Origin of the sequence: Okibacterium sp. HSC-33S16, from assembly GCF_024171565.1 — a bacterium.
Classification (GTDB): domain Bacteria; phylum Actinomycetota; class Actinomycetes; order Actinomycetales; family Microbacteriaceae; genus Mycetocola_A.
The window spans coordinates 188,897-199,798 of the sequence record NZ_JALJZZ010000007.1 but is presented as its reverse complement, the minus strand read 5'-3'; the positions used below and the strand labels follow the sequence as shown (position 1 = coordinate 199,798).

General features: G+C 58.7%; 11 protein-coding genes. 5 read left to right on the top strand and 6 right to left on the bottom strand.

The features are described from left to right. Positions 1 to 1,626: 1,626 nt before the first annotated feature. The 6 genes from rsmG to rpmH form a co-directional block, all read right to left on the bottom strand. On the bottom strand, positions 1,627 to 2,262 hold the full coding sequence (gene rsmG, locus L1277_RS15510) for a 16S rRNA (guanine(527)-N(7))-methyltransferase RsmG (RefSeq protein WP_253377693.1): 636 nt from the start codon (positions 2,260 to 2,262) through the stop codon (positions 1,627 to 1,629). A 140-nt stretch (positions 2,263 to 2,402) separates the two neighbouring features. Beyond that, a complete protein-coding gene (locus L1277_RS15505; protein ID WP_253377691.1) occupies positions 2,403 to 2,921 on the bottom strand; it encodes a R3H domain-containing nucleic acid-binding protein in 519 nt (172 codons plus the stop codon). Between the two features lie 4 nt (positions 2,922 to 2,925). Then, on the bottom strand, positions 2,926 to 4,041 hold the full coding sequence (gene yidC / locus L1277_RS15500; RefSeq protein WP_253377690.1) for a membrane protein insertase YidC: 1,116 nt from the start codon (positions 4,039 to 4,041) through the stop codon (positions 2,926 to 2,928). 6 nt (positions 4,042 to 4,047) lie between these two features. After that, the gene (gene yidD / locus L1277_RS15495; protein ID WP_374110265.1) at positions 4,048 to 4,374 is read right to left on the bottom strand and encodes a membrane protein insertion efficiency factor YidD; all 327 of its coding nucleotides are present in this window, start codon (positions 4,372 to 4,374) and stop codon (positions 4,048 to 4,050) included. An 11-nt stretch (positions 4,375 to 4,385) separates the two neighbouring features. Then, positions 4,386 to 4,727, bottom strand: coding sequence for a ribonuclease P protein component (gene rnpA, locus L1277_RS15490; RefSeq protein ID WP_308215117.1), 342 nt, complete (start codon positions 4,725 to 4,727; stop codon positions 4,386 to 4,388). 28 nt (positions 4,728 to 4,755) lie between these two features. Continuing rightward, entirely contained in the window at positions 4,756 to 4,893 is a 138-nt protein-coding gene (gene rpmH / locus L1277_RS15485; RefSeq protein ID WP_027692766.1) for a 50S ribosomal protein L34, read from the bottom strand. A gap of 329 nt (positions 4,894 to 5,222) precedes the next feature. Between rpmH and dnaA the strand changes: the two genes are divergently transcribed. From dnaA to L1277_RS15460, 5 genes are all read left to right on the top strand, one after another. Then, entirely contained in the window at positions 5,223 to 6,653 is a 1,431-nt protein-coding gene (dnaA, locus tag L1277_RS15480; protein WP_253377688.1) for a chromosomal replication initiator protein DnaA, read from the top strand. A 402-nt stretch (positions 6,654 to 7,055) separates the two neighbouring features. Further along, on the top strand, positions 7,056 to 8,204 hold the full coding sequence (gene dnaN, locus L1277_RS15475; RefSeq protein WP_253377687.1) for a DNA polymerase III subunit beta: 1,149 nt from the start codon (positions 7,056 to 7,058) through the stop codon (positions 8,202 to 8,204). A 69-nt stretch (positions 8,205 to 8,273) separates the two neighbouring features. Next, complete coding sequence (gene gnd, locus L1277_RS15470; RefSeq protein WP_253377710.1) at positions 8,274 to 9,164, top strand: phosphogluconate dehydrogenase (NAD(+)-dependent, decarboxylating); 891 nt, start codon at positions 8,274 to 8,276, stop codon at positions 9,162 to 9,164. A gap of 32 nt (positions 9,165 to 9,196) precedes the next feature. Then, positions 9,197 to 10,396, top strand: a complete 1,200-nt coding sequence (recF, locus tag L1277_RS15465) for a DNA replication/repair protein RecF (protein WP_253377686.1) — start codon at positions 9,197 to 9,199, stop codon at positions 10,394 to 10,396. 82 nt (positions 10,397 to 10,478) lie between these two features. Continuing rightward, on the top strand, positions 10,479 to 10,892 hold the full coding sequence (locus tag L1277_RS15460) for a DUF721 domain-containing protein (RefSeq protein ID WP_253377685.1): 414 nt from the start codon (positions 10,479 to 10,481) through the stop codon (positions 10,890 to 10,892). Positions 10,893 to 10,902: the final 10 nt, after the last annotated feature.

Genomic DNA, 10,902 nt, shown 5'->3' with positions numbered 1-10,902 from the left:
GTGAAACATCGCGGCGGTACCGCACGCGGTGCTCGCGGAAGCCACAGAAGACACCGGAGGCAACGTGCTGCCGCGGCTAGTTTCACGTGAAACATGCGTTCGCGGTGATAATGGCATGCACCCCGCCAGCGTTGGGTTAGCTCTGCGCTGCGGCGTCACCGTTCCTCAATGGATAAGCGCCTTCAAGCAGCATCGGTGAAAGGGTCTCAGGTGGTGCGGACTCTGCCGCCACTCACCACCCATCCGGGTTTTTGCGCAAGGCCGGTGACCACTCATCGTTTCCATCGATTGCGTTTCAAGACAGTTATGCGTCTGCATAGACGACTGCGACCGGTGGCGCTGAAGAATAGTGCCTATCTTCGGCGGGGGGAGCAGCTGAGGATCTCCGGGCGGGGTCGGGTAAGGCGCTCGGCTGCGGCGCCGTACAGCCGAATGTCGAGACACATCCACCAGCTGAGCTGGCATCAACCGGGAGAAAACGACGCAAATACCACCGATATTTGCGTCAATGGGGGAAGTCGGATTCCAGCTTAGGATGGCTCTCACAGAGCTGAACTGACCAATTTTCAAGTCTTGGATGGTCACACTGCACCATGCTGATCCGATATCTCGCGTTCTACGGCCCGCGCCAGAGTCAGCGCACGGCTCAGGTTTGGTCGGTATCGTCTGCGACTTGCCCTCAAACTCCACAACCCACCACCTCACAGCGGTGCAGGCTGGGTCGCGGCGTTACGTACGCAAGCATCGGGCGAGCACATGGATCAAAACGTACCGTCTCAGCGCAGTGAGCTGACCAACGCGCAGAACCGACAGTGCCACATGGTTTCACGTGAAACGTCCTCTTATGAAGGCCCGTGAACGCCAACCTAGAGAACGGGCAGGGGAAGGCCGCATCGCACTTCGCCCCCGTGTTCAGCATCGGGGGGGTCGTGTCGCACCGCAAATCGCGGCCGTCGTCGTCCGACACAACGTTTGTAGGAATGCCATATCAACGGAACCAAATGGGGAGAGGGCCGACGGGTGCAGGCACGAGCAAGCATGATGGACTGAGGCAAAGCCCTGGGCACCGGGTAAGGGGCACCGGGCACCGGGGCAATGAAGTCAGTTGACTTCCGCTTCACAGCCCGGATATACAGAAACACCATACGTATCCCGCCGAAATCACTCGCCTGAGATGGACGGATTTGAGCTTAGGATCGCTCCCACAGAGCGGAAAGGGACTATTTCGACGCAGATTCGGCCGCTATGAAGGCACCCTCGCTCGTATTGAGCGGTCGGTAGCGCGTTCTGAGGCTACTTCGGTCCACCAATCATCCCAAAACGACTCGAGTAAGTTGGTGCTCGCCAGGGTCATCCAAATGATTGGTCCGGCGTGCCTCTGCGAAACCACAGCCGGGAAGGAGCGGGCCCGCGTGACGTGGGTGGGCCTCCCACGAGCAAGGTTCCGTTTCACGTGAAACAAACTACGCGCATGGACGGTGCTTGCATCCGGAGACTCGGAAGAGTCGGCTTTCTCTACGACGAGATTAGTTGCACCGGCGGCAGATCTGCGACGGCGGATCGCGTCGTAAATGCTGTGACCGACACTCGACGGATTTTCGACGCTGTCCGGAAACGGCAGGGTTACTACCCTCGAACGGTGCCCAATACCACTCGAGTTGTGTCCGTTGTGATGCTTTCGCCGAGCACCTCCACCCGAACATTGGAGACGCGATACTTGCGGATCTCCTTCGAGGCAGCAGCAATCTCTGCCTCGGCGTTGGCACCCTTCATGAGTACCAACTCGCCACCGTCGCGCAGGAGAGGCGCCGTCAGGGGGAGTAGCTTCCGGAACGCACTCACAGCGCGAGCGGTGACCTGGTCCAAGGGCTTCTGAAGTTGAACCTCCTCCGCACGGGCGCGGAGAACTGCCACATTGTCAAGGCCAAGCTCGTCGACCTGATCATTCAGCCAAGCGACACGACGCTCCATCGGCTCAATGAGAACAAATTGCACATCGGGTCTAGCGATTCCGAGAACGATCCCGGGCAAGCCGGCGCCGGAACCAATGTCGCCCACCAAACCTGGGCGAAGCAGCGGCGAGACCAGCGCACTATTGAGCACGTGCCGGGTCCAGAGGCGGGGGAGTTCGAGGGGACCGATTAGCCCTAGCTCTTCCCCGAACTTCGCAAGATTCTGAGTGAACTGACGCGCCAGATCCAGACGATCGCCGAGCACAACCGACGCAAAGTCCGGCTCCGCCTCAAGTTGTGGCTCGGTCATCCTTTTCCTAACTCAGTCGATGGAGCGAATCTCAACTAGCCGAGACCAACGAGCGCTCCTGCGCGCCACCTGCCCTTAGCTCTTCGCTAGGTCGTGTCGGCATCCAGACCGACATACCCGGTGGATGCGATGCTCTGCCGCTAGGCCCGGGTGATCACCGTGTGGCGATCGCGGCCTTCGCCGTGTGAATTCGACGTGAATCCGCGCTCTGAAACCACGTCGTGCACGAGCTTGCGCTCGTAACTGGACATCGGCGGGAGCGCCGCCGACGTTGCACCGGCTTCGATCTGGGCGATCGCGCTATCCACCAACACCGTCAGTTCTGCCTGCCGCGCATCACGAGACCCGCCGATGTCAAGGATCAGCCGCGAGAACTGGCCGGTCTTGCTTTGTACCGCAAGCCGAGTCAGCTCCTGAAGAGCGCTGACGACATCCGGCTTCGAAAGAACTCGAATGTTGCTGCCTTCGCTCGCTGTGACTGCGACGTAGGCCCGGCCGTTGCGCACATCGATATCAATGTCGCCATCGAGGTCGGCTATATCGAGGAATTCTTCGATATAGTCAGCCGCTACATCGCCCTCTTCCTCAAGCTGAGAAGGCGTAGGGGAGTCGTGCCGGGACAGGTCGGCGTTGATGGGCTCTTCGATAACGTCACTCATGGCGCTACTTTCCGTTGTTCTGAGAGGAGGGTGTTCCGGGGGCTGCGTCTGTCGCGCCGGAGGGCTTGGCGACAGTCGGCTGTGCCTTCGGCGCCGCCTGCGCGGCCTTGGCCGGATTCCCCGACTTGGTGGGATTTGTCTGCTTCGGTGCTGTGGCCGGCTTCGCGGCCATCTTCTTCGCACGGTTCTTGCCGACGGGTTGCTGGCGCTGCACGGGCTTCTTCTCCTCGATCACCAGGGTGTCTCCCGCGGACTCCACCGGCTTCAGCTTGCCCTTGCGTGCCAGACGTTCCTCGCGCTCTTTCGCTGCTTCGGTTCCAGGCATCGGCATGTTCCGAATGATGACGAATTGCTGAACCATGGTCCAAATGTTGGAAACCAACCAGTAGAACATCACGCCAAGCGGGAACGTGAAGCCTGAGAAGAGGAAGACAAACGGGAGGATGTACAGCAGAATGCGCTGCTGCTTGAACATCGGGCTCGCCTTAGTTTCGTCCGAGATATTCTTCGAGACAATCTGCAGCTGAGTAATGAACTGCGACGCCGTCATCAGCACGACCATGATGGCTGCCACGATCATGACGCCAACCTCGGGGCCACCGGCGGCGTTCATAGCGGATGAAAAACTCATGTGCAAAGGAGCGAAGTCGAACAGTGAAGAGGTACCGAACTGTTCGGAGAGAGCTTCGTTCAGCGGGCCAACACCGGATTTTCCGTGCTGTGAGTCATTGAGAACCGAGAAGAGAGCAAAGAAGATGGGCATCTGCACAAGCAACGGAAGACAAGACCCTAACGGGTTGGTCCCCGTCTTCTTGTACAGTTCCATCGTCTCGCGACTCATGGCCTCGCGACTGAACTGATCCTTCTTGCCCTTGTATTTGTCCTGGATCTTCTTGAGCTGCGGCGCGACTTCCATCATGCGCCGCTGGTTCTTGATTTGCTTCACGAACAACGGAATGAGCGCGGCTCGAACAACGATCGTGAGTCCCACAATCGACAGCACCCACGTGAGACCGGCTTCGGGAGCCATACCCGCCAGCTCGAAAAGTGCGTGCCATCCAACGAGCACGAGCTCCACGGCCCACTTCAGTGGCCAGAGGATGATCGATATGAGATCCATACGGGGTTAGCCCTTTCGATGGCTGGCTGTTACAACGAAACCACGCGGGGTCACGGAGTATCGGAAGTTCTTCTTGAGTGGCGCGTCATCGACGCCACCTGGCGCCCAGGGATGACACCGGGCAATGCGTCTCGCCGCCAAACCCGATCCAACAACCACACCGTGCTGCTGAATGGCGTGCATGGCATAAGCCGAACACGAGGGATAGTACCTGCATACATCACCGTAAAGCGGTGAAACGACTGTGCGGTAGGCGATCAGTGCAGCCACCGCGGTATTTCGAGGCAGCAACAGGATGCCGCGTGCGGCGCCAGTACTGTTCGTCTCGTTCATCACGGTTTCGGTCATTTCCGCCCAGCCAACTTCGTCGTGCTGTGCGTGAGTTCTGCTTTGAGATCCGAAAAGACCGCCACCGCGGCCGGCGGTAGAGCACGGAATACTATTTCCGAGCCGAGCGGAATCTCCGGAGCTAGATCGTGAGCGATCGCTTTAAGGCGACGCCGGATTCGGTTACGCATAACGGCGTTACCGACGGTTTTTGCAACAATGAACCCGAACCGCGGTGTACCGCCGTTCGGGTTCATCAGTTGATAGGTGACGCAATTCGCGCTCACCGACCGTCGACCTCTGCGGACCACCCGCTTATAGTCATCGGCGCTCGTGATTCGTTGTTCCGAAGCAAGCACGATGACGACGGGTTACCGGAGGGAGGTACTAGGCGGAGAGTTCGGTGCGGCCCTTGGCACGGCGGGCGCTGAGGATAGCGCGGCCGGCGCGGGTGCGCATGCGCAGACGGAAACCGTGCACCTTGGCGCGACGACGGTTGTTCGGCTGGAAAGTTCTCTTGCTCATAATCACTTACTCCACGTTTGGAATTCCACTGCCGCTGGACGCGCACAGGGAGAATTGGGTGCCCGAAGGCAGAAGTCAACTGATTAAACCTACGTCTTCGAACCTCTGGGGTCAAACCGAGGGAGCACAAAAGACTAATTATCCACAGACTGCACAGGTTCGATGCGCCTGACACGCGGGCCGTTATCTGAGGTAAATTTGGGCCTTTCACGGTGATTCGTTACCGTGAGGGATTAGTTATCCCCAGCCTGACCGGTCAAGTTACCCACAGATCCGGGCTTTCTGGATCAACCAGTGGATAACTCTGTGAATAACTTCGTAAGGGAATCATGTCAAACGAGCAAGAGTCAATCACGCAAACGTGGCAGACCGTGCTCGATGTACTCGCCGCAGACGAGCGAATTACTCCTCCTCTGCATGGGTTCCTCAACCTGGTCGTGCCCAAGGGCATCATGGCGGGGACTCTGTATCTCGAGGTTCCAAACGAGTTCACAGCCGGCCAGTTGAACATGAGAATGCGAGCTCCGCTTCTCAACGCAATCGGAACGCTTCAGGAGACTCACGGCGCATCGACCTTTGCTGTCGTCGTCAATCCCGAAATCATCGACGAAGAGTTTGAGCCTCTGCCTCAGGCTCCCGTTCAGCAACAACAGCCCAACTACCTGGACAACACCGCACACGCACCAATTCACGAGACCGCGCTGCCGGCGCGTCAAAACGACACGCGCCTCAACTCGAAGTACTCATTCGACAACTTCGTGATCGGGCAGTCCAACCGGTTCTCGCATGCGGCCGCCGTTGCCGTGGCTGAAGCTCCCGCCAAGGCATACAACCCGCTGTTCATCTACGGTGATTCAGGGCTTGGAAAGACCCACCTCCTGCACGCCATTGGTCACTACGCGATGTCCCTCTATCCGGGTATCCGGGTTCGCTACGTCTCCAGCGAAGAGTTCACCAACGACTTCATCAACTCGATTGCCAACAACCGGGGCTCGGTCTTTCAGTCTCGATACCGCGACATCGACATTCTGCTGATTGACGACATCCAGTTTCTTCAGGGGAAGGCGGAGACGCAGGAAGCGTTCTTCCACACCTTCAACACGCTGCATGACCACAACAAGCAGGTCGCTATTACAAGCGACCTGCCACCCAAGGCGCTGACCGGATTTGAAGACCGGATGCGATCTCGCTTCGAGTGGGGCCTCATCACCGATGTCCAGGTTCCTGACCTCGAAACTCGTATCGCAATCCTTCGTAAGAAGGCCCAGAGCGAGAAGCTTCAGATTCCCGACGAGGTGCTTGAGTTCATCGCGTCGAAGGTGTCCTCAAATATTCGTGAGCTTGAGGGAACACTGATTCGCGTCACCGCTTTCGCGAGCCTCAATCGCACACCGGTCGACATGAACCTTGTGCAGACCGTGCTGAAGGACCTCATCACGCTCGATGACGACAACGTCATCTCGCCGGTCGACATCATCAACATCGTCGCGGCCTACTTCAAGTTGAGCGTCGATGATCTCTACGGCTCGAGCCGGTCACAGGCCATCGCTACCTCCCGCCAGATCGCCATGTACCTCTGTCGCGAACTCACCAATCTGTCACTCCCGAAGATCGGCCAGTTGTTCGGAAACCGGGATCACACCACTGTGATGTACGCAAATAAGAAGATTTCCGACCTCATGCAGGAACGTCGATCGATTTACAACCAGGTGACCGAACTCACGAGTCGAATCAAACAGGGCCACCGATTTAACCGTTAAAGCGGTGCTCAGCGCGGTTTAAACTCCACAGCTTTAGCCGTTCTTACACAGTGTGGATAACTCTGTGGAAAGAAATCTAATAACTCATCGAGAGCTGTGAACGAAGCCGCTCTTAATGTGCACAACCGCCGTGGATGCCAGTAATGGCAAGGATCTCTCGCCGTGCCAAGTCCACAGCGCGCTCACAAGTCACACGGGTGTAGTTCCCTTTGGATCGCTGGCATCGCAGAAGTTATCCACAGTTTCCACAACGGTTAAGACCATTAAAGAATTCTTAAATACTTAATCCGCCAATAACCTTTTGCCGCTGGCGCACCTCGTCCCGAGGTGTGTGTGACAGCGACTTTCAGACCCGGCTAACATGGGGATCCACTCGTACCTGAAAATGACAGGGGATCCACCGTGCGGTTTAGCGTCAATCGTGATGTCTTCAGTGAAGCGGTCTCATTCGCTGTCAAGCTTCTGCCACAACGCACCACCTTGCCGATCCTGAGCGGCGTACTGATCGAAGCCACCGATGCCGGTCTCGTCCTCTCGAGCTTTGACTACGAAGTATCTGCTCAGACCGAGATCAACGCACAGGTCGATGAACCCGGCACAGTCCTCGTCTCCGGCCGTCTTCTCGCTGACATCGCCAGCCGCCTTCCCAATGCCCCGGTTGTGTTCTCGACTAACGACAACCGCATCGTGGTGAGCTGTGGCTCAGCCAACTTCACGCTTCTGTCCATGCCGGTCGAGGAATACCCGAGCATTCCGCAAATCAGCGGACAGACCGGCCTCGTTCCAGGCGAAGAGTTTGCTGCGGCGGTCGCCCAGGTGGCCGTTGCCGCCTCTCGAGATGACGTCACACCGGTAATCACGGGCGTCCAGCTCCAGGTCACCGATAACCGACTTGGTCTTGTTGCGACAGACCGCTACCGTGTTGCCGTTCGGGAGATCGACTGGGACAACGGTGACAACACCGCCCCAGACGGACTCACCGCGCTTGTTCCCGCGAAGACTCTCCAGGAAGTCGGCAAGACCTTCGGGCACTCGGAAACGATCTCCGTGTCATTCACTGCCAAGGACGACCGCGAGTTGATCGCGTTCACTGCGGACAATAAGACCGTAACGTCGTTGCTCATCAAGGGCTCTTTCCCCCCGGTCAGACGGCTTTTCCCAGAGACGACGGAGAACTACGCTGTCATCAACACCGGTGAACTCATCGAGGCCGTGCGGCGTGTCTCGCTCGTCCTCGAGCGTGAGGCCGCTCTCCGGTTCACCTTCACGATTGACGGACTCACCATGGAAGCCGTTGGGTCGGAGCACGCCCAAGCTTCGGAAGCGATCGACGCGCTGCTGACCGGTGACGACATCGTCCTGAGCCTGAAGCCGCAGTTCCTCATCGACGGACTGACCGCCGTTCGGAGTGAATTTGTGCGATTCTCCTTCACAAAGAGCGAGAACACCAACAAACCCGGGCCCATGCTCATCACGAGCCAGTCGTCGAAGGACCAGCCGGGCGCCGACAGCTTCAAGTACCTCTTGCAGCCCAACCTGCTGCTGCGCTAGGACAAACTCACCACCGAATCAGATGCCTCCGCCCCACCCGCGCCGCATCGTTTCATGAAAGGCATGGCTATGCACATCGGTCTCATTGGATTAGGCAAAATGGGCGGCAACATGCGCACTCGACTGCGCGCCGCAGGTATTGAAGTGACCGGTTTCGACCGAAATCCCGACGTCACGGATGTCGCCACAGTCGAGGAACTGGTCGCAGCGCTTCCGACACCGCGGACCGTGTGGGTCATGGTTCCAGCCGGCAAGATCACCGACGACGTTATCGAGGAGCTCAACGGGCTCCTCGACGAGGGTGACCTGGTCATCGACGGAGGAAACAGCCGCTTTACCGAAGATTTCAAGCACGCCGAACTCCTCTCGGGCAAGGGAATCGACTACATCGATGCCGGTGTTTCCGGTGGAGTGTGGGGCGTGGACAACGGATACGGCCTCATGGTGGGTGGTTCCGCCGCCCAGGTCGAACGCGTGATGCCGGTCTTTGATGCGCTTCGTCCCGAGGGTCCCCGCGAAGAAGGCTTCGTTCACGTCGGTGAAGTCGGTGCCGGGCACTACGCGAAGATGGTGCACAACGGCATCGAGTACGCGCTCATGCAGGCATACGCGGAGGGATTCGAGCTCCTCGAAAAGCGCGAAGACATCATTCGCGATGTCCCGGGAACTTTCAAGGCCTGGCAGCGCGGAACCGTTGTTCGTTCCTGGCTGCTTGAGCTTCTTGTGCGCGCTCTCGACGAAGATGACGACCTGTCGGAAATCGAAGGTTACGTCGAAGATTCCGGTGAGGGTCGCTGGACCATCGAAGAGGCTGTCGCCAACGCGGTTCCCGTTCCCACCATTTCGGCATCGATCTTCGCCCGGTTTGTCTCCCGTCAGGAAGATTCGCCGGCGATGAAGGCTGTTGCTGCGCTGCGCAACCAGTTCGGCGGCCACGCCGTGAAGAAGGCAGACGAATAGTCGCGTCAGTGGTTCACGAGTACCCTGTTTGAGTGATCGTCACCCACCTGAACCTCAGCGAATACCGCAATTACGCGGTCGCTGATGTGACGTTCGCCCCAGGGGCCAACCTCTTCGTCGGGCGCAACGGCCAGGGAAAAACGAACCTGGTCGAGGCGCTTGGCTACCTATCAACGCTGGGATCGCATCGAGTGTCGAGCGATCAGGCTTTGATTCGGGCTGGAGCTGATGCTGCGGTGATCAGAGCCCGGCTTCAGCACAATGGCCGTGACCTCCTCGCCGAGGTCCAAATCAACCGCAGTGGCGCCAACCGGGCGCAGGTCAACCGGGGGCAGATCAAGCCACGGGAACTCCCGCGGTACTTCTCGAGTGTGCTCTTCGCACCGGAAGACCTCGGTATCGTTCGCGGCGACCCGTCTGCGCGTCGGCGGTTCATTGACCAACTGCTCGTCCTGCACACGCCTCGGCTTGCCGGGGTGATGGGTGACTATGAACGGACGCTCAAGCAACGCAATTCCCTTCTCAAGTCGGCCCGGTCGTCGGGACTCAAAGCAAATCAGTTGACCACATTGGAAATCTGGGACGACCGGCTGGTCGCATTCGGCAGCGAAATCATCGATGAGCGGGTACGCCTCGTGCATGCGCTGTCACAGCCGATTCGCGATGCATACGCGGCCGTCGTCGGCGATGATCACGGCCCATCGCTCACACCGGTGTTGTCGATCGATGGCGTCGACGCAGAGGAAGATTCCGATTCGGTCGCCGGAGCTCCGGTGGCGACGGACCTTTCAACGGCCGACCGTTTCCGAACTGCGCTTGCCGCGCGTCGACGGAGTGAAATCGAACGAGGACTCACCCTGGTTGGTCCGCACCGCGACGACATTCTCTTCGAGCTGAACTCGCTCCCGGTGAAGGGCTATGCGAGTCACGGCGAATCGTGGTCTTTCGCTCTCGCATTGAAATTGGCATCCGCTGAATTATTGCGACGTGATTCGAACCTGGGTGATCCGGTGCTCATTCTTGACGACGTCTTCGCCGAACTCGATGCACATCGACGTGCTCGACTCGCGGCAGCCGTGTCGTCATTCGAACAGGTGCTGATCACGGCTGCGGTTCTCGATGATGTGCCCGATTCTCTGGCTGCCCACACCGTGCACATTGAGGCCGGACGCATCCTGGCCGCACCGGAAGACATCGTTGTCGACAGGGACGGGGTTGAGATCCGTGGCTGAGCAGCCCGAATACGATCGCGGTACTGAAGCCGGCCGCGTTTACGTGCGATTCAAAGAACTTTTCGGCGGGCACAAACACTACGTGCGCACACAACGAAAGAGTCGAGCGGATGCCGCGGAGAGCGTTCCATTCGGTGCCGGGCGTGATCCGAAAGGACTCGGCGACATCGTCGGGGCGTTGACGACGTCGCTGGGGTGGGACTCACCACTTGCGCAGTCCGAGCTGGTTGCCAACTGGACGTCGCTGGCCGGGGAAGAAACGGCCAATCACTCCACGCCGGTCGGAATCGACAACGGAATACTGACCGTTCAGTGCGAGTCGACGGCGTGGGCGACGCAATTGCGACTCATGCGCGTCGACATCATGACGCATATCGCCGTGCGGTATCCGGAGGCGGGGATTGAAAGCATCCGTTTTCTGGGCCCTAACGTCCCTTCCTTCAAACGTGGTCCCAGATCGGTTCAAGGGCGTGGCGTGCGCGATACCTACGGTTAGCCTGACAAAT

Coding starts and splice junctions, on each gene's coding strand:
- rsmG (WP_253377693.1), bottom strand. CDS start 2,262: ATGACCGAGCCACAACTTGAGGCGGAGCCGGACTTTGCGTCGGTTGTG.
- L1277_RS15505 (WP_253377691.1), bottom strand. CDS start 2,921: ATGAGTGACGTTATCGAAGAGCCCATCAACGCCGACCTGTCCCGGCAC.
- yidC (WP_253377690.1), bottom strand. CDS start 4,041: ATGGATCTCATATCGATCATCCTCTGGCCACTGAAGTGGGCCGTGGAG.
- yidD (WP_374110265.1), bottom strand. CDS start 4,374: ATGAACGAGACGAACAGTACTGGCGCCGCACGCGGCATCCTGTTGCTG.
- rpmH (WP_027692766.1), bottom strand. CDS start 4,893: ATGAGCAAGAGAACTTTCCAGCCGAACAACCGTCGTCGCGCCAAGGTG.
- dnaA (WP_253377688.1), top strand. CDS start 5,223: ATGTCAAACGAGCAAGAGTCAATCACGCAAACGTGGCAGACCGTGCTC.
- gnd (WP_253377710.1), top strand. CDS start 8,274: ATGCACATCGGTCTCATTGGATTAGGCAAAATGGGCGGCAACATGCGC.